This window comes from Paenibacillus sepulcri, from assembly GCF_042647105.1.
Taxonomy (GTDB): domain Bacteria; phylum Bacillota; class Bacilli; order Paenibacillales; family Paenibacillaceae; genus Paenibacillus_Z; species Paenibacillus_Z sepulcri.
Map to the genome: position 1 here is coordinate 164,064 of NZ_JBHRUP010000001.1, position 18,789 is coordinate 182,852.

16 protein-coding genes are annotated in these 18,789 nt (G+C 47.8%); all 16 read right to left on the minus strand.

Features of this window, described 5'->3' with window-relative positions:
• Nucleotides 1-50: 50 nt before the first annotated feature.
• A complete protein-coding gene (locus tag ACFOLF_RS00725; RefSeq protein ID WP_210040884.1) occupies nucleotides 51-3,116 on the minus strand; it encodes an FIMAH domain-containing protein in 3,066 nt (1,021 codons plus the stop codon).
• A gap of 296 nt (nucleotides 3,117-3,412) precedes the next feature.
• Nucleotides 3,413-3,631, minus strand: a complete 219-nt coding sequence (locus ACFOLF_RS00730) for a small, acid-soluble spore protein, alpha/beta type (RefSeq protein WP_210040882.1) — start codon at nucleotides 3,629-3,631, stop codon at nucleotides 3,413-3,415.
• Nucleotides 3,632-3,748: 117 nt separating this feature from the next.
• Nucleotides 3,749-4,708 carry an ATP-dependent DNA ligase gene (locus ACFOLF_RS00735; protein ID WP_210040881.1) on the minus strand — a complete coding sequence of 320 codons (960 nt, stop codon included), beginning with the start codon at nucleotides 4,706-4,708 and terminating at the stop codon, nucleotides 3,749-3,751.
• Between the two features lie 110 nt (nucleotides 4,709-4,818).
• On the minus strand, nucleotides 4,819-5,844 hold the full coding sequence (locus ACFOLF_RS00740; protein WP_210040879.1) for a LacI family DNA-binding transcriptional regulator: 1,026 nt from the start codon (nucleotides 5,842-5,844) through the stop codon (nucleotides 4,819-4,821).
• 67 nt (nucleotides 5,845-5,911) lie between these two features.
• Nucleotides 5,912-6,943, minus strand: coding sequence for an ABC transporter ATP-binding protein (locus ACFOLF_RS00745; RefSeq protein ID WP_210040877.1), 1,032 nt, complete (start codon nucleotides 6,941-6,943; stop codon nucleotides 5,912-5,914).
• Between the two features lie 2 nt (nucleotides 6,944-6,945).
• A complete protein-coding gene (locus ACFOLF_RS00750; RefSeq protein ID WP_210040874.1) occupies nucleotides 6,946-7,983 on the minus strand; it encodes an ABC transporter ATP-binding protein in 1,038 nt (345 codons plus the stop codon).
• A 33-nt stretch (nucleotides 7,984-8,016) separates the two neighbouring features.
• Nucleotides 8,017-9,162: an ABC transporter permease gene (locus ACFOLF_RS00755; protein WP_210040872.1), complete on the minus strand. Its 1,146-nt coding sequence runs from the start codon at nucleotides 9,160-9,162 to the stop codon at nucleotides 8,017-8,019.
• Between the two features lie 3 nt (nucleotides 9,163-9,165).
• Complete coding sequence (locus tag ACFOLF_RS00760) at nucleotides 9,166-10,164, minus strand: ABC transporter permease (RefSeq protein ID WP_210040870.1); 999 nt, start codon at nucleotides 10,162-10,164, stop codon at nucleotides 9,166-9,168.
• A gap of 118 nt (nucleotides 10,165-10,282) precedes the next feature.
• The gene (locus tag ACFOLF_RS00765) at nucleotides 10,283-12,250 is read right to left on the minus strand and encodes an ABC transporter substrate-binding protein (RefSeq protein ID WP_210040868.1); all 1,968 of its coding nucleotides are present in this window, start codon (nucleotides 12,248-12,250) and stop codon (nucleotides 10,283-10,285) included.
• Nucleotides 12,251-12,693: 443 nt separating this feature from the next.
• A complete protein-coding gene (locus ACFOLF_RS00770; protein ID WP_210040866.1) occupies nucleotides 12,694-13,212 on the minus strand; it encodes an SRPBCC domain-containing protein in 519 nt (172 codons plus the stop codon).
• A 17-nt stretch (nucleotides 13,213-13,229) separates the two neighbouring features.
• Entirely contained in the window at nucleotides 13,230-13,580 is a 351-nt protein-coding gene (locus ACFOLF_RS00775; RefSeq protein WP_210040864.1) for an ArsR/SmtB family transcription factor, read from the minus strand.
• Nucleotides 13,581-14,010: 430 nt separating this feature from the next.
• Nucleotides 14,011-14,394 (minus strand): YciI family protein, encoded by a 384-nt coding sequence (locus ACFOLF_RS00780; protein WP_210040862.1) that lies wholly within the window; start codon nucleotides 14,392-14,394, stop codon nucleotides 14,011-14,013.
• 307 nt (nucleotides 14,395-14,701) lie between these two features.
• Complete coding sequence (locus tag ACFOLF_RS00785) at nucleotides 14,702-15,223, minus strand: DinB family protein (protein ID WP_210040860.1); 522 nt, start codon at nucleotides 15,221-15,223, stop codon at nucleotides 14,702-14,704.
• Between the two features lie 338 nt (nucleotides 15,224-15,561).
• A complete protein-coding gene (locus ACFOLF_RS00790; RefSeq protein WP_379113817.1) occupies nucleotides 15,562-16,095 on the minus strand; it encodes a ferritin-like domain-containing protein in 534 nt (177 codons plus the stop codon).
• 194 nt (nucleotides 16,096-16,289) lie between these two features.
• Nucleotides 16,290-17,156, minus strand: a complete 867-nt coding sequence (locus ACFOLF_RS00795) for a DUF6454 family protein (RefSeq protein ID WP_210040858.1) — start codon at nucleotides 17,154-17,156, stop codon at nucleotides 16,290-16,292.
• A gap of 96 nt (nucleotides 17,157-17,252) precedes the next feature.
• Complete coding sequence (gene arfA, locus ACFOLF_RS00800; RefSeq protein WP_210040856.1) at nucleotides 17,253-18,776, minus strand: arabinosylfuranosidase ArfA; 1,524 nt, start codon at nucleotides 18,774-18,776, stop codon at nucleotides 17,253-17,255.
• Nucleotides 18,777-18,789 lie beyond the last annotated feature (13 nt).

The following is an 18,789-nucleotide window of genomic DNA, read 5'->3' on the forward strand; positions in this document are numbered from 1 at the left end:
CCTTAAACCTCCTCGGATCTCATAGAAATTTGTATATGAATACTTATTTGTTATTTCACGGACCAGGCTGTGATCAAGGCGTTTGCATCAGCCGTGAGGACGAGCTTCGCGGCATCGGAGACGTTACCCGCCATCGGCTTATTGTTCAGATGCTTCAGGAAATCCCGCATATGTTTGGCCGCTTTGTCATTGTCGCCTTTGTCCAATTGATGCCGTGCCTGGTTCAGGCTGCTGCGGAGCTGGTTAACCAGCGCTCCCGTCAATTCTCCGGCTTTGGCATAGCGGTCAATCAAGCTGGATACCCCTTCGGGGGTGACGGCAATTGTAAAACCGGCAGACTCATCCGCCGTATTGCCGGCCAGGTCGGTGACCACGGTCTTCAGGGTATGGGGGCCAAGCTTTCCAGCCAAATCAACGGAAGCGCCATTTTCCACATGAATTCCATCCAGGATGAGTTCCTGGCTCGTTATGCCGGACAGGGCATCGCTTGCATTCAAGAGCAGCGCAAGCGGGCGGTCGTCGGAGAAGGCTGCGCCATCAGCAAGCGGCTCCCCATTTGCCGTCATTGCCAAGACCGGTTTCGTCTTGTCTATCCGGACGGTCAGCTCCTGCGTCTGCTCGGTCCGGCCTGAAGCGTCGACAGAACGGAATTGCAGCGGGTAAACCCCGTCTTTCGTGAAAGCGACCGGTCCGGTATAGGTTTGCCATTGCGCGTTATCTTCCAGCCTATATTCCGTTTTCGCAATACCGGAGGGCTCGCCTTGGGCTGTCAGTGCGACGGACGCATCCGTGTTCAACCATCCGTTCCGCGGCGCCGGTTCGATCCGTGCCTCCGTCTCCGGCGGAGCCGCATCCTTTCGCGCCAGCTTGATATAATCGAAGGTAAGATGATAGCCGGAGCTGCCGGCATTCTTCCCGGTCACCACAAACCGGAACTTATGGCTGCCGGCTTCGAGAATGCTGCTGCCCATATCAGCCGCCGGAAAAGTTTGAGCGGGATGATACTCGTCTACGGGGCTGCCCTGGGAAACCCCATCCACATACAGCTGGGCGATTCCTCTATTGTTGTTCGACTTGTAGCCAAATTCGATATCATAGTTTCCAGTCTCGGGAACATCAACGGTTACTTCAACCCAATCGCCGGCCACGGGGGTCGAGGAGGTCTGCAAATACCTTCCTGTAGGCGTATTACCGCCTGCCGCCGTATTGATCGACGGTCCGCCGGGGTTGACGGTATAACTGGCGGTCGAAACCGGGATTATCGCAACAGAAGATGAATCTGTCAGCGAAACTACAATATAGGGCTTGATGTTTTTGGTGTTCGTAATACCCGGACTGGCAAATTCGCCAAAAATCTTATAGGTCCCCATGTTATCGGGATTGTAGCCTTCCGGGCTCCATGATACGTTCACCTTCTCTGTCTTGCCGGTGCTCAAAGTGACATCAAGCTGTGCAGGCAGCAGCAATTGGCTGAACGGAGTACCTTTGGAAGCTGTAATCTCTTGCGGCCTTGCCCACGCTGCCATATCCTTAGGCTGCACATTGGGATTCCAGCCATCGGGAAATATATAGCTGTTTTCATCCCTTTTGATTAAGTGCACATCTGCCAAATACATGGTTGCAGACTGGAATTCATCTGCAAAAGCCGCATCTCCCGGACCATTGTACATCCCCCTGTAAAGACCCCATTTGGAGCGGTTCTGTTGACCCGGCTCTACAGGCAGATCACCTCTTTCGTCTCTGCCGGTAGCCGGATTGTTTATTTCAGGGCGTCTGTATGTTTCGGCTGTCATACCGCCTTCGAAAAGCACCTCGCCAGTCTCCAGATCGACAAGCTTGCCGTACAAATAACCTTTATCGGCTGTTAAAATCGTTACTTCAAAATCAAGCCAGCGGTCAACGACCCTGTCAAAGGGTATCGTGAACAACGGCTTGATTCTGTCCGCGTAGCTGCCATCGGGGTTGTTCCTGAATTCAAGCTGGCCTTTGCCTCCGCTTGAAACCAGCGAGAGGGTAGCCACGGGCTGGCCGGCCGCATTGCCTGCTACTTCTTTCAGTTGGAATATGTGCCAAAACCTGTGGGGAACGATAAAATCACCGGCATGCTTATCACCGGTATCCTTCTGATATCTTAACGTTTCCGAAGGGAGCATCAGCCTCCAGTGATGGGTCATAATGTCGCCGCCAAAACTATTTGCATCCATATTGGCTGCGCTGGTGCTGCTTTTAATCTCCAGTCTCTGGCGGTCGCTGTTGACTGCGCCGCGATCGCCGTCGTCCCGGCTCACGCCTCCCGGGGCAACAAAAGGCGAAAATTCGTGAAAACGCAAAATATCGGAGTTAAGCTTCCCGGCGCCGGGAATATTTGCAATCCCGTACTTTGTAAGCGCATCCACATTACTTTTGCCAATGGTCTGCAAATACATATTGTCTCCCAGCCATGATTCATCAACAATCGAAGCCATCGGGTAGTCTCCCGAACGGTCGTAGACTGACTCCGGCCATGATATCCCGCTGTACGACGAAGGCGTGCCCGGACCTTCTATAGAACCCGTAGTACTGCCATTGCCAATTTTGGATGCGCCCATAACATCCCATGCATGTTCATGCGCCTGAATATTGAGCGGCAGGTATTTGTCATTAGATCCCATAGGGCCTGTAATTGGAGGCAAAGACATATCCACGGTGACCGTAATTGTATATCTTCGGATGCTGCTGCTGTCATTCTTATCGGTTACTGCCAAATAATATAACGTGGTTCCGCTTGTTGAAAACTGGTCCATTTTTGCATCGCCATTGTTCATGCCGCTGGCGGCAAAAGAAACGGCAGTCGTTCCATCGCTTCTGTAAAGCGCCGCAGAAGCGCCGGGATTCATTGTTACATTCAGCATCTGGTATAAGGTGCCGTAGGGCAATGATATATGAATGGTTGCATGATCAAGATCAACTTCTGCGTTAACCGGCTTGTTCAATTCAATATCCAATAGTCCCAGGCTGTTTGCCGGTGCTGCATGAACCGGTGAAGCTGGAAGCCCGGACAGATTAATAAATGGAAGGACAAGTGCAAATAAAAGAACGGAGCTTAATGCCTTAAGCAGGACCTGCGGCTTAAACATCTTTAAACCTCCTTTAATTTCGTAAACTTAAGCTTTTAAATCAATAAATCCGGATCCCTTCCTTCCGTTTTTTTTTGGATTTGAATACATGCCTCGAACTACCTTCATCATAGTTAACAATGAAATTTCCTGTATTGGTTAATTTATGGCTCTATGGAATTTTTTACGATTGCATGATTCTTACGCTGGAATAGGCTAATAATTAAAAAAAAAGACCAACGGGATCTCTGTAGTCAGAAGATCACCGTGGTCTTTTTCTCATGAACTGAATTTCAATACTTTCTCCTGTAACAGGCTTACGAACGGCCTGCTAATTGCTGCTCAGCAATTTGTACAAGTGTACGGGTGATGTTACCGCCAATTGTACCCGCTTCACGGGTAAGGAGTTGTCCGTTGTAGCCATTCGGTTGAAGTTGAATTCCGAATTGCTGTGCAATTTCGTATTTCATTTGATCCAGTGCTGCATTTGCTTGAGGAACGACCAATTGGTTGGTTGAAGATGATTTGCGGCTCATATTGTTAAAACCTCCTTTGTAATGTGAGGTTATTATGTGTCGCCAAAATGCTATTATACCCCGATAAATAATGTAATTATTTCCAATTGATTCGGCACCCGCTGCCTTCTTTATCATTTATGGGAATAGGCTCTGATCCGGAAAAACACATTCCGAAAGCGGCCGGTCCACAAACGCTTGAATGCTTGGCTGACGCAGGGAACGGCCTTCCTGCAGGCGCCATTCGGTGTACATCACTTTAACGGCGATCGAGGGCTTCACCCATATTGCGTCTTTATGCCGTTCCGGTGTATTGACAAAAGGACACTCCTTTACCGCATCAGGAGCCAGCCGTTCCGTCAAATCCCGCCAATCCCCCCTGCTAAGGCGTCCGGTGCCGGTGTGGCCTATATACCAAAAGCGTCCTTCCCTGTCATATAACCCCAGAATTATCGCATTGATAATGCCGCCGTTCAAGGTAAAACCGCCAATCGCGGCAATGACGTCACCGTAATTCTTAACCTTGACCCAATTCGCGGTTTTACCTCCAATCATGTAGGGGCTGTCGAGCCTTTTGCATACAATGCCTTCCATCCCCTGCTGCTTCATTAATTGAAATAGCGCCTGGCCGTCGGGATGATAGGTAACGGGCTGAACAGTCTGATTGGGGGTCAGTATGCCATGAAGCAGATCGGTCCGCTCTCGAAGCGGTAGGTCATTCACCCAATTCCCGTTTAGAAACAGCAGATCGAATACCATGTAGTAGATTGGAACTTCCTTCTGCACTTGAGGAACCCGTTCCATTCGCCGCAGCCCGTCTCTGCGCATGACTTCATGAAAGGACGGTTTACCGTCCGGGGCGAGTGCCACGATTTCCCCATCCATGATAAATGAATTCGCTTTGCAGTAAGACGGCACATCGTGAAGCTCCGGATAATGGCGCGTCCTTTCATTCAAACGCCTATTATAGAGGAATATCCCGCTTTCGTCGGCGTACGTTAACACTCTCACTCCATCCCATTTAATTTGGTACACCCAAGGATCTCCAACAGGTATGGTGTCTTGCCTTACAGGTTCGAAGGGCACAATTGGTTTCAAAGTTAGGCTTCTCCCGACTCTTGTTTTTACATAGTGTTACCGATCTGCAGGAAGAATATGACATATCCAATAAAAGAGCGTACCTTCTTACTTTTGCCAAGGCCAAAGCTTCAAAGCGATGAACAGGAGTCACCCTCAATTATTTTGCTGCTTATGATCATATGTTCTGGAAAATCTCCATCAAGGATACCCAGCTTATGCATAAGCAATCTGACGGAATGAACCCCGAGCTCCGAAGACTGCAAATCCATGCCCGTCAATGAAGGCGTTGCCTTATGCATCATAGAGAGATCACCGCAAATAACAAATAAAGAGAGATCTTCCGGCACGCTCAGACCCAAATCCTTGATGGCATTCATAACACTGAATGCGGTGCGGTCATCATCCGCAATAATTGCCGTTACCCGCTCCTTCAATTCGCTCAGCACATGGACCGTCTCATCGTACCCGTAGTTCATATATTTGCTTGAAGTTAAGGCGGGTTTATAGTGAATCATATGTTCCTGCAAATCGATCTGGTGATTTGTCAGCACCTCGATGAAAGCCTCTCTTCTTTCGATGGCAACGGTCATAAGCTCATTGGCATTTAGAAACATCATGCTGCGGTGGCCCTTGTCTATCAGATAGCTGCAAATATCACGGATAATCTGGAAGTTATCGTTGTTTACGGTCGATGCATCCTTGACATTCGCATTAAAGATTTTACCGATTGTGACGAATGGGATTTGGTTCAGATGCAGCAAATTGATACGCTCATCCTCTTCTGTAGGACCAAGCACAATTGCTCCGTCAATCGGATAACTAGCCAAAGAAGGAGTTTTCACCTTCTCTACCGGGACCATATCGAGCAGCACCCTATACCCGTAATGAGAAGCTTCCAAAATAACTCCATTGATAAACTGATTATGGAAAGTGTTGAAAAAGAAGTTGCCATGCGGAATCGTAAGCCCGATGGCCATTGTTTTTTTGGTCACCAGGCTTCTTGCGATATGATTCGGAACGTAATTTAATTCTCTGGAAGCTTCCAGGACTTTATCCGTTACTTTTTCGCTGGTAGGTCTCTTTTGGCTGAAAACATTGGATACGGTTCCCTTTGAGACACCGGCTAGACGTGCAACATCGTCGATTTTTGCCATTTCTTGTTACATCCTCTCAAAAAATGCAGCATCCATAATGGAGCCCAACGCTAATTGACATTCACTGTTATTCAACGGCTGCCGGTTCATTCGCTGCACCCCTCAGATTTAGTTGTTCCGCATAATGACAAGCCGCATATTGGTTGTCTCCTACCAGGCGCAGCTGTGGTGCCTCCTGCATGCATTTATCGGTCTTGTACGCACATCTTGGGTGGAAATGGCATCCGCTTGGCGGATTCGCAGGATTCGGAACCTCCCCTACCAATATAATTCTATCTTTCTTCTGATCCGGATCAGGCTGGGGCACCGCTGACATGAGCGCTTCCGTATAGGGGTGTTTGGGTTGACCAAACAATGAATCCACGGTTGCCAATTCTACAATTTTGCCCAGGTGCATCACTGCTACCCTGTCGGAAATATTCTGAACGATCGATAAGTCATGCGAGATAAAAATATACGTAATTTGAAATTGCTCTTGCAGGTCCTTTAAGAGATTTATAATTTGGGCTTGAATTGAAACGTCCAGGGCCGATACCGCTTCATCGCACACAATTAGTCTCGGTTGGGTAATGAGCGCCCTCGCAATGGCGATACGCTGTCTTTGTCCGCCGGAGAAGGCATGAGGGTAGCGTTTCAGGTAACTGATATTTAAGCCGGTTTTTTCTGCAATTGCCGCTACTTTTTCTTCCACTTCCGATTTATTCAGCTTGAAATTGGCGATCAGCGGCTCGGAAATAATGTCGAATACGCTCATTCGCGGGCTGAGAGAGGAATAAGGATCCTGAAAGATCATTTGAACATCTCTACGCAATCTCTTCGATTCTTTACCCTTCAGCTTTAAAAAATCAACGCTCTCCCCGCCTTCGGTATGATAGATGACCTCGCCGGATGAGGCATTCATCCCCCTTACGATGCACCGTCCCAAGGTCGTTTTTCCGCAGCCCGATTCTCCGACGATGCTTAAGGTTTCGCCTTCGAGGAGCTCAAATGAAATATCGCTTAATACTCGAACGGGCTTAGGCTTTGCAAACAAAGCTTTTTTGGACCTGACTTTGAAATCCTTGTTCAGCTTAATGACATCCAGAATTGGTTTGGACATGGCTATTCTCCTTCATGCTGATCCGAATACAGAAAACACCTGACCATATGTTTGTCGGATAGACGGGTTTTTGGTACGGCCTGCACATTGCATACCCCTTCAATCCGATCCTTGCAGCGATCGTAAAATCCGCACATAGGAGGCATATTGATAGGAATGGGCACGGAGCCTTCAATTGAGTCCAGGCGCTTGCTCTTATTTCCGCCTAATCTTGGCATCGATTTGAGCAACCCCTTCGTATAGGGGTGTTTAGGATTATGAAAAATTTCCTTTACGGGTGCCTGCTCAACAATTTTGCCAAGATACATGACCGCCACTTCATCGCACATTTCCGCAATGATGCCAAGATCATGAGTAACCAGCAGAATGGCCATACCGAACTCTTGCTGGAGCGACTTCATCAATTCCAGCACCTGGGGCTGAATCGTCACATCCAGTGCTGTTGTTGGCTCATCGGCAATTAATAATTCCGGATTGCAAGATAAGGCCATCGATATCATCGCCCGCTGCCGCATACCACCGGAGAATTCATGCGGATATTGGTCAAATCGCTTCTCCTGATCCGATATTCCCACTTTACTCAGCATTTCGAGCGTGATTTTCTTGGCTTCCTTCTTGTTCTTGGTGCGATGGATTAAGATCGCTTCCATGATCTGATTCCCGATCGTATACATCGGTGAGAAAGCCGTCATGGGCTCTTGAAAGATCATGGCGATTTTCCGACCGCGAATTGAACGAATCTGTTTGCCGCTTGGGTCCATGGACAACAGATTCAGCGGGTTTGCCGACTCCCCGGATGAGGATTGGTACATAATGCTTCCTGTCGTTTCGCACTCTTTCGGATTAATGCTGATAATGGCTCTGCTTGTCAGACTTTTCCCACAACCGGACTCGCCTACAAGGCCTAACGTTTTTCCTTTTTGAATGTCAAAGTCTACCCCGTCCACTGCGTTCATTTCCCCGTTATCCATCTGAATCCGAATTTTAAGGTCTTGAACGGAGAGAAGGGGCTGCTGAGCTTGAGCAGCCTGAGCCGTCATATTATCCCCTCGCTATGGCCTCAATTTATTGGATTATTTCTTGTAAGGGTCCGCGGCATCGCGCAAGCCATCGCCCAGAAAGTTAAAGGTTAATACCGTTAAGATAACCGCACCAAGCGGAATAAGCTTCCATGGATACAATGCTATATTCTGAATCTGCTGGGCTTCCTGAAGAAGAACACCCCAGCTGGTAGCCGGAGAGCGAATCCCTAAGCCGAGAAAGCTCATGGCCGTCTCGCCAAGAATCATGCCTGGAATCGCCAACGTCGTGGCTACAACCAAATAACTGATAAAACCCGGCAAAAGATGCCTTGTTATAATTCTCGCATCGCCAACGCCTGCAATCTTGGCCGCAAGAACATAATCTTCATTTTTCATAGAGATGAACTTGCCTCTCACGACCCTTGCCAGACCGGTCCACTCGATAAAAGCAAATATAATAACAATGTAAAGATACATACGGACCACCGGTATTCGCGGAGGAATAGCAGCGGATAACGCCATCCATAACGGAAGAGTCGGGAATGAGCGTATGATGTCGATAATCCGTTGAATCAAGGCATCCAGCCCGCCTCCAAAATATCCGGATATGCCGCCGATAATCAATCCCAATATAAAGCTGATACCAACCCCTACGAGAGGGATGCTAAGCGATACTTGACTTCCCAGCAAAATTCGGGAGAACATGTCTCTGCCAAGCGCATCGGTGCCTAACAGAAATATTCGTCCGGGTTGTTCCACTCCGAATAAATGCGTTTTTGTTGGAATGAATCCGAGAAATTTATAGCTTTCACCTTTGGCGAACATCTCGAGCGAATAACGTTTTTCTTTGTTCGGCTCGAATATTTTACGCATCGTTTCCGGGTCTCTGCCTGACTTCAATTCATATACGAACGGTCTAATATGGAATTTACCAGACGCATCTACGAATCGCAGGGTCATTGGAGGCGCATTCACATATTTGCTGTCGTAGCTTTGCAGCCCGTAAGGCGCCAGGAACTGGGCGAACAGAGCGCCGGCGTAGAGAATAGCCAGAACAATTAAGCTGATCCGAGCTAATTTATGCTTCTTGAATCTCAAATACATGAGCCGCCATTGCGAACTATATTGAACATCCTTACTTTCGAGAGGCTTGGAAATATGCACTTTCTGTTTTCTGTAAATCGGCAATGTTCTCATAGGCTAGTTACCCCTGAACTCTGTACGAATTTTTGGATCTAGCCATGCCAGTAAAATATCCGACAGCAAAGTTCCCAGTACCGTTAACAATGCCATGAACAACAACCAACTGCCAGCCAAATACATGTCCTGACCCAGTAAGGCATTAAACATTACCGGCCCCTGTATGGGCAAATTCAATACGATAGCGGTAATTGTCGAGCCGGTGAAGATGTGGGTCAATGACCAGCCGAACGTACTGACAATAGGATTTAAAGCTGCGCGCATCGGATACTTAAAGAGGATTTTCCTCTCCGACAGCCCCTTGGACCTGGCCGTTACCACATTAGGCTTATTCAGTTCGTCCAGCATTTGTCCTCTCATAACCCGAATAAGGTCCGCTGTGCCCGATAGTCCGATGACAATTACGGGGATAATCATATGCTTTGCCAAATCCATTGCCTTGTCCATTGACCATGGCGCATTCACGTACTCGCCCGAAAATAAACCGAGCAACGGATCGCCGAACCAGGTGTAGGAAAGGAACATTAATATAACGGCGAGCAGGAAGTGAGGCGTGGCCATTCCCAGAAAACTTAAGCCCGAGAAGAAATAATCTCCTTTGGAATATTGCTTTACCGCACAATAGATGCCGACTGGAATCGCCACGGCGTATTGAAAAACCATCGTCACCAGTGAGACGACCAGCGTCAATCCCATGTACTGCTCGATCACTGCTGTAACGGGCTTGTTATAGTTGAAGGAGTATCCGAAATCCCAATGCACAACAATATCTCTAGCCCAAATAAAATATTGTTCGTAAATCGGACGGTTCAAGCCCAAATCCGCCCGCATAGCCTCCATGTCTTCTTGCGTAAACACTTCGCCCGCAACGGACATTTGCGCCGAATAATTGGATACATAATCGCCGGGCGGAAGCTGAATGATGTAGAAAACGATAAATGAGATCAATATCACGACAGGTATGGTCAACACGATTCTTTTCAAAGTATACTGGAGCATCTCTTGTCCTATCCTCTCCTTGACAATTCAGAGATATGAATGCCTTCAAAATCTTTGGAATAAAACCGATAATGGAGAGATCTTTCCCCATTATCGGTTTTACGGTATAATCCGGCTGCTATTGCTTGATATAGAATTGTGCAGGATGGCCTGCGCCCAAAGAGCGGAACTCATCGGCCCATATCATGGATTGCGGTATGTTGCGTATATTGTTCGATGCTGCAATCAACGTTGGCGTCGGGCCTGCATAACCGATCACCCATTGATTTTTCATATGCAATTTAATAATTTCATTACCCCATTGGGTAATTTCCTCTTTTGAACTGGCTGCCTTAAGCTTATCCCAATCCTCCAGGAGCAAAGCAACATCGCCTTCCGGCTTAACTCCCTCTTTGCCGCCCGATGAGGTATACAATCCGTATTGGCCATACCACGGGGTAAGCACACGGAGCGGTACTAGCGCATCAGGCCGGAATGCCACATTAACAACAGATATGTTTTCTATGTTCGCAGGGACTTGATTCGAATACTTCAACTCCTGCAGAGTTGCCTGATCGACAACCTTAAGATTGGTCTTAATCCCCATCTCCTCGTAATACTTCTTGAGCAGCTCCAGGTATTTCGCCGAATCTTCAGAGGAATCCATAATCGTGATCGTCACATCCGAACCGTCCGGGAATAACCGGAAATTGTCCTTGTCCCGTTTCGTTAATCCGAGCTCATCCAACAGCTTATTGGCCTGGTCTGGATCATATTTAGCCCATTGATCTGCCCAGCCTTCCTGATATCCGACGAGACCTTCCGGTACTGAAGCCTGAATCGGGTCGGCAATTCCGTTAGTTACGATCTCTGTGATCTCTGTACGGTCTACCCCGAGAGAAAGCGCTTCCCTAAATTTGATGTCCTGGAACAGCTTTCGCAGGTTAGGATCCTCGATCGTCTGATTTAACTGAATTCCCGATGTTGACCACGCTGGCTGCTGCCATGGAATAACCCGGTAATCACCCTTCTTCTCATTTTCCTTCAAGACAGTGAAGTCCTGTGCGCCAAACGTGGAGAGATTGAAATCTCCCGCCAATGTGCCGAGCACTCTTTGACTGGGATCCTGAATTTTCGTCGCGATGAGATTATTCATATAGGGGAGCTGGTGACCGTCGACATCCGTTTTCCAATAATAAGGGTTGCGTTCCATAACGAACTGGTCACTCTCGGGATCATTCTTGGCTACCCAAGCCCGAAGTGTCGGGATCTGCGGATAAATCCAGTAATAATAACCCGTTTCCTTCAGGAAAGATGCCGTATCCGCGAAGCCCCACTGTTTGGCGATTTCGAGTGCTTTATCTTCGCCTACAAATTCCGGCAGGATTGTCTTCTGGAAATGTGCCGGTGCAAAGAACCACTTATTGTCGATCGCAACTCGCTCAAGGAACTGGACGCTTGGATATTTATGTGTAATCTTGAACGTGAAGTCATCAATCTTTTCCACTTTGGCCAAAGCTTTTTCTCCACTTACCGGATCAATCGAGTAGTAAGCATCATATATTTTTTTGCCGAAGGTTTCTTTGGTCAGCATATGCTCCCAATAGAACAGGACATCATCTGCTGTAAATGGTACGCCATCCGACCACTTCATGCCTTTCCTGAGGTGAATGGTAAATTCCGTGGAATCTGCGTTCACTTCATAGCTTTTGGCTACATTAGGTTCAACCCCGCTGCCGTCCTTGTTGAAGCGGAACAGCGCTTCTTCGGTTGGCTGCCCAACAGCCCATTTGTCACTGGATCCCATCCAGGCCATTTTCCAATCTCCGCCGTATTGTCCGATCTCATCAACAACAGGCTCAACCATGATATCTGCCGGAGCTGGCATACGATCTGCCAAAGCAGGCAGTTTGCCTGCGGTTACAAGGTCAGTCAGCATAGGAGCCTCTTTGGCATCCGATTCCGTGGTTCCGACCGGTGCATCCTTGACCACTGCCGTTTCGTTGGTTTCTTTAACAACATCAGGTTCCGATGCATTATTTGTGCATCCTGCAGCAATAATGGCAAAAACGACTAACAGAACTATAAGGAACCTCTGCTTTTTCAAGTTAACCCCTCCAAAAATCTATTCATTTCCATTCCGTTGGCCCTGCTGTTACCATTGCTGTTTTCTTCCTCGCTGGCTCAATGCAGTCTCCGCAAACTCACCTCCGCCATTTATTAAACCGGTTTAATTCGTAGATGTCTATTTGTATTCATTAGGTAAAATAATAGTATGTATTCTGCATTAAACCGGTTTAATGAAACAAGGAATTGTAAGCGCTTTTATTGTATTCGATATATAAACAAAACACAATATTTATTTAGCAACCTTTCCAGTTGCTGTGAGGTCACATGCCAGGCTCTAAGACCTCGGGAGAGCTTTTTCCTTTGCCCCATTGCTTGCTGGCGCCGCAAAGAGACAAAAAAAGATCACTCCCGCTAAGAGGAATGACCTTTTTCTCCGTTCCTTGCTGTTGATCGCTTCGCGTTTGCGCCAAACACTTCCCTTTAACCGGCCTTCTGAATCGACTCCAAGTGCTCGACCAGTCTGTCCCAGGTATCCGTGATGCCCTCCAGCATGCCCATATCCAGAACCTGCTGCAGTCCTTCAACCGTTGCGTATTCAGAACGGCTAATGATCTTTGTCCCGCCATCCGTCTCGATAAAGGTCATGTCTACGACCGTTGCCGGCATATTTTCCGCCACGTTTCCTTCCGCATCGGAGAAATAATCCACATACCCGATCTTCTCAGGTACGATGATTTCACTATACACACCCTTCCCCCATGATTCCATGCCATAGTATTCGCCCTGGTTCTTGTCCTCGCATTTCATACAATAATGCCAAACTCCCCCAACGCGGAAATCAATATGGCATACCGGGAGCGACCAGCCTCTTGGCCCCCACCAATGCTTCAGATGCTCAGCCTGCGAGAACGCCTCGAACACGAGCTCCCGGGGTGCCTTGAATTCACGCTCCAGAACAAGCACCTTTTCCTCTACCTTGGATACCATTTGATTTGTCATTTTAACATCCTCCTCGATTAGAATAGTTGATCGAAATAGTCCTGCTGCTCTCTCCGTGTTTCCTTGCCCTGCAGCTTCAGCAAATAGTCATCCAGGCGGCCGAACCGCCCCTCCCACATGACACGGCAGCCCTCCAGCCAATCGTCCAGCTCCCGAAAAGGATCCGGCCGCAGCCCGTAAATCCGGCGATTCGCGTCCACATGAGCCACCACGATGCCAGCCTCGCCGAACACACGCAAATGCTTGGATGCTTGAAGCTGGTGCAGCTGTTCAGCGATTTCCCCTACAGTGAGCGGACGTCCGCGTAAAAGCTCAACAAATTTCAGGCGGTGTGGCTCTGCCAAGGCTCTCATGACGTCAGCATTCATCGTCATCATCCATTAGTAACTGGAGTTTTTTGCTGAAATAAATATACCACGACAGGAATATTCCTGTAAAGGAATATTCGAAAAGAATGTTCATTAATTTTTAAACGAAAGATTTAACCCTTTATAGGAACCCTAACTCGGAATACAAGACAAGCTGACTTTGTGTTTTTTACATTTTCCTCAAAATCCGGACGCCTTCAGCTCTTGATGAGGAGTGGCATGAAGCTATTCCCTTTCAATTAGACGAAAACAACCAATTATGGATGCGCTGCCCTCTTCGAATAAAGTTAAAAAAAAGAGACCCGGAGTCTCTTTTTTGGTATCCGTATCCTGTCGTGCGGAAGTCTATTCTGCAGATCCGGCACCCGCCGCCGCTCGCTTGGAGCCTGAACGAGAGTGTCTTCCAGCTGCAGCTGCAGGTTCGCGGAAACTAGTCCTTCCCTTCCCGCTTCTCAAAATAGTGGATAGGGCGGACCTCAATGCGCCAGCCGAATTGCTCGCCCGCACCTACTTGCGTGGCTGGATGCAGCGAAGCAATCCGGATGGCATCCTCCATGTCACTTGCTTCAATGAGAAACGCGCTGCCAATCATCTCCTTGGTTTCGATAAAAGGACCGTCGGTAACCTTCACTTTCCCCTTTTCACGTCGCAAGACTTTGGTCTCATGGGCGAGGCCTGCATCGATGATCACTTGGCCGCTCTTGTAGAGTTCCTCGAGATGGGACCCGCATTCGCGCATGACAGCATCGATCTCCTCCTTGGGGCGGGAATCCATTTTCTCTCGATCGAAGTAACCCAAGCACAGGTATTTCATTTTAATTCTCCTTTACATGGGGATTTTGTCATTCAATCATTCTAGTACAATTAACGAGCGCCTCCACACTTTCAAGCAGCAAGGTTCCCTGGTCAATTCGACTGGTTTTATTATTGCCTCTATATAAGTCGACGAACAGCATACAGCAAAGTCGACAGATCCTGAAATAATTTTTAAGTACCCTCTCCAAAATCTTCTGGTCATAGCCATCAACACAGGAGCACCGCAGCAATGCATCCCGAGGACTGACACATTGCAGAACCTGAATCGTTTGTCGGGTTATTCCATGCGGGTTATCGTTGAATTATTATAGGCTCGGTATGTACTTTTCTCGAATGACATTCAGGTGATGAAGAGCATGCCCGATAATGAAGTATACGATTGCAGCGGCTGTGGTTGTGGTATTGTTGATCACCCCGGCACGGCGTAATTCTTCCTCGTTCAGTCCATTTACCAGTGATAGTGTAGCTGCCCGCACGGCTTGAAAATCGGCGATCAGCTCGGTGTGAGGACGGCAGTCGAAGCTCGTGCCGTTCACGAATAAGTCCTGATGGCGCGGCAGCGGTGTCTTGTCTCCTCTGGCAACACAGAGAAGCCGATAACTCATAATCCGTTCAGTGTCGTTAATATGGCCAAGCACCTCTTTAAGGCTCCATTTCCCCTCGTCGTAACGGTACAAACTTTGCTCTTCAGTGATGGAGCTGTATAATGATTCAAGGTCCTGCTCTTGGTCTTTGAGCAGCTGCGCCAGGTCGCCTTCTGGCACTCCGTGGATGTAATTGCCCCAGTGCGGGTTGAAGTCTCCTTCTTTCGGCTTGAGTATATGCATGTTTGTGTGCCTCCTGTTAGATTCAGATCCCAATAACCACATAAAGAAATAACATAAGCCCGATTGTGATGAACTGAACTGCCCTGTCGTTCAATAATACCTATTTTCCCCTGCGCCGTGAATAGGGCCTTTTGACCGGTGGGGCTGAGTTCCGAACGTGTAAAAAATCTGCTGCCAAGGTAGTCTTCCTTACTGGCAGCAGATTATGGGCTTTATACATATATTCAAATTGGCCTTATTCGCCGTTTTGGTGTTTTTCAAGAGCGATCCCTATTCTGCGATGGAGCATGCTGTCTCATCAAATGCTGTAAATCTCCAGTTTATTCAGACTCACTATCCTACTTCCCCATCATCCTGCTCAAATCTAAATTCAAAATATAGTTGTACTTGCTTGCATGTTTCAGTTCATCCGTCAATATTTCAAATGCCATATCCCTGTAAAACCGGTCCGGTAGACCGGCGCGTATATCACGGTAGCGTTCAACTGCCGCAAGCTCTCCAAATAACGCCTTCCTGATTCCGTCTACGTATGATTTTGGTTTCTCGAACATGATATCAGTCGGAGCCATTATTGCTTGACCCGTAAGATCCTGATAAATCGTCCGAAACATTTGATTATGTTTTCGTTCATCGTTGCGGATACTTTGAATAATATCCTTTTCTTCCTGGGACGGCGCCACTGAAATCAAATAATCATAAAATAATTCGTCTTCTCTTTCGCCTGCGACAGCCTGCATAATGAGAGTAAGAGCTTCTTGCAGCGATTTATAGGACATCGGCTGTTGCCTCATATTTCCGTACTGATAATACTGTCTTGCTGGATAGTTTAAAGGTTTATAAGGAATGGACATGCTATATGCCGATTTATACAAATGATTCGCCTCCGTTATGGTTACTGCTTCATTAACATATTCAGAATAAATCCTTTTGTATCGCGTCCAATCCAAATATCTTGGTTCAAGAAATATTTAATTTGATCCCCAGCCTTCAACCCGAAACAGCCTTTGCCATCCAGTGGACAGCAGAGGCTGTTTTGTTTCTGCATCTATTACTGAATGGCAAAAAATTATCGTTTATTATTCAAATTGCATGTTTCATAAATCAGCAGAGATCCGCGATCGTCATCCGGCACGGCATAAAGCCGCAGCTCCTGACCCGCATTCTCAAGGAATACCGGATTTCGGGTAATCACATGCCCTTGAGGAGAAAACTCAGTGATGGGCACCTCATGAATCGTATTCAACGTATTCATTTCGATCAGGGCTAATCCGCCCAGCTCGTACGGCTTGGAATTGCCGCTTGAAGAATGGGCCAGTTCAGAGATGCCACTCAAAATCATTTTCCCTTCGCCTGCATATTGACCATCTTGATAATCAACAAAGTGACTCGAATTTTCTTTCACAAGCAGCAGCTGTCCATTTTGGTCCCATTTATAGAACTTGCGCGAACCCCAGCTGTTACCTGTAAGCTTTCCGTCTTGGCCATCGCGGACCATCCCCCCGATATGATCTGGGACTCGAAAGAACTCTTCTGCTTTCATAGTCGTGGGATCCACTTTGTAAACTATGGACTCGCTGTCAGGCCGGTATTCGGCAACTGGCACCCAAATCTTATCGCCATCAAAATCAATACCGCCCGGGTGATAGATATCCCCCTCCCCAAGAAGAATATCCTGGACAAGCTTCCCCTGTATATCAAAGACAAACAGATGACCGATTCCTTTTCCTGGAGTGCGGTCGTAGCCGAGCCGAGGCTTGTCAAATCCAGCGGGCTTTTCAATAAGTTCTACCGAGGACAGATAGAAGAGGTCCCCAATCCGAACCATCCCTTGTGAATGGTGATTGTTGAACTGCAGATCAATCTTATTGGTTAGCTCCCATTTCGTGCTTCGTGCAAGACTTTGGAATTGGGCAATGAGCTTCTGATTATTCATAACATTTCATTCCCCATTCCTCAATTATAGAACGCATCGAATCTTCACTGCCTTCCATTATATACATCGACTCTGACTGAAACGGTGATGGGCTGGTTATTGTTTGGATTGAGCCAAACGGATGACATTCCACGATTGATGCGGAAGCTCGGATATCAGGACGCCGTCGCTCAACCGCGAACCCGTATAAGACACCGGACTTACCTGTTCGTCCTTCGCTGTGTTCACCGCCTTCAAATCGTCATGCCGGACAACGAGATGCTCGATTAGACGATAGCCTTCGAAATGACGAAGATCGCACTCCAGTGGGAGCCTCTCCTGCAAATGACGGTTCACGGCGAAGATCGTAAGCTCGTCCTTCTCTTCATTCCAGACGACGGCGGTCTCAAGATACGGCACATCCGTAAATTCCTTGCTGTCATATTTGGGAGAGGAAACCATCGGCCTTAGCGCGATACCCCGGCCATAGACGGAAGCATGCAAATACGGATAGAATATCGTTTGCCTCCAGGCTTCCCCATTGTTTTCCGTCATAATCGGTGCGATGACATTCACTAATTGTGCCATGCAGGCAACCTTGACCCGATCTGAATGTTTCAGAAGCGTAATCAGAATACAGCCGACAAGCAGCGCATCTTCGAGATTGTACTCGTCTTCCAGAATAGGAGGCGCAATCTTCCAGGGCTCGCGCCGTATCCAGCTTTTATCCTGCTCTTTGGAATGGTACCATACATTCCACTCGTCAAAGCAGAGATGGATCGTTTTTTTGCTTCTTTTTTTGGCTTTTATATAATCGCATGTGGAAATAATGGTATGGATAAAATCATCCATATTCATCGATTTCGCCAGGAAATTGGCGGAGTCCTCCTCGTAATTCCCATAATATTGATGCAATGAAAGATAATCCGCATGCTCGTAAGTATGGTCCAGTGTTGTCGCTTCCCACTCCGGGAAAGTAGGCATCTTGGAGTTCGAGCTGCCGCAAGCGATCAGCTCGATGCCGGGGTCTACAATTTTCATCACTTTTGCCGTTTCTGCCGCCAGCCGGCCATATTCTTCTGCCGTTTTATGACCGATCTGCCAAGGTCCGTCCATTTCATTGCCCAGACACCACATCTTAATGCCGTGCGGCGTCTCGCAGCCATGCTGCTTCCTTAAGTCACTCCAGTAGGTTCCTCCCGGATGATTGCAGTATTCGAGCAAATTTCTGGCGGCATCGATACCGCGTGTACCCAAATTTACAGCCATCATGACATCCACATTTGCTTTCCTTGACCAGCTGACAAACTCATTCGTCCCAACCTGATTCGTCTCCACTGATCTCCAGGCCAGATCAAGCCGGCGGGGACGGGTTTCTTGAGGTCCGACACCGTCTTCCCAATTATACCCGGAGACCATATTCCCGCCAGGGTAACGTACGACAGGGACGTTCAACTCCCTGACCAATTCGATGACATCGTTACGGAATCCCAACTCGTCGGCCAGCGGGTGATCCGGCTCATATATCCCTCCATAAACCGCTCTTCCCAGATGCTCGATGAAGGATCCGTATATTCTCGGATCTACCTCTGATATACGAAATTCCTTGTCAACGATCATAACCGCCTTAAACTGAGTCATCCTCTCGCCTCCA

What these genes read in the sequence shown, in the direction of transcription:
- ACFOLF_RS00725 (WP_210040884.1), bottom strand. Translation starts at nt 3,116, where the DNA reads ATGTTTAAGCCGCAGGTCCTGCTTAAGGCATTAAGCTCCGTTCTTTTA.
- ACFOLF_RS00730 (WP_210040882.1), bottom strand. Translation starts at nt 3,631, where the DNA reads ATGAGCCGCAAATCATCTTCAACCAACCAATTGGTCGTTCCTCAAGCA.
- ACFOLF_RS00740 (WP_210040879.1), bottom strand. Translation starts at nt 5,844, where the DNA reads ATGGCAAAAATCGACGATGTTGCACGTCTAGCCGGTGTCTCAAAGGGA.
- ACFOLF_RS00745 (WP_210040877.1), bottom strand. Translation starts at nt 6,943, where the DNA reads ATGTCCAAACCAATTCTGGATGTCATTAAGCTGAACAAGGATTTCAAA.
- ACFOLF_RS00750 (WP_210040874.1), bottom strand. Translation starts at nt 7,983, where the DNA reads ATGACGGCTCAGGCTGCTCAAGCTCAGCAGCCCCTTCTCTCCGTTCAA.
- ACFOLF_RS00755 (WP_210040872.1), bottom strand. Translation starts at nt 9,162, where the DNA reads ATGAGAACATTGCCGATTTACAGAAAACAGAAAGTGCATATTTCCAAG.
- ACFOLF_RS00760 (WP_210040870.1), bottom strand. Translation starts at nt 10,164, where the DNA reads ATGCTCCAGTATACTTTGAAAAGAATCGTGTTGACCATACCTGTCGTG.
- ACFOLF_RS00770 (WP_210040866.1), bottom strand. Translation starts at nt 13,212, where the DNA reads ATGACAAATCAAATGGTATCCAAGGTAGAGGAAAAGGTGCTTGTTCTG.
- ACFOLF_RS00775 (WP_210040864.1), bottom strand. Translation starts at nt 13,580, where the DNA reads ATGAATGCTGACGTCATGAGAGCCTTGGCAGAGCCACACCGCCTGAAA.
- ACFOLF_RS00780 (WP_210040862.1), bottom strand. Translation starts at nt 14,394, where the DNA reads ATGAAATACCTGTGCTTGGGTTACTTCGATCGAGAGAAAATGGATTCC.
- ACFOLF_RS00785 (WP_210040860.1), bottom strand. Translation starts at nt 15,223, where the DNA reads ATGCATATACTCAAGCCGAAAGAAGGAGACTTCAACCCGCACTGGGGC.
- ACFOLF_RS00795 (WP_210040858.1), bottom strand. Translation starts at nt 17,156, where the DNA reads ATGAATAATCAGAAGCTCATTGCCCAATTCCAAAGTCTTGCACGAAGC.
- arfA (WP_210040856.1), bottom strand. Translation starts at nt 18,776, where the DNA reads ATGACTCAGTTTAAGGCGGTTATGATCGTTGACAAGGAATTTCGTATA.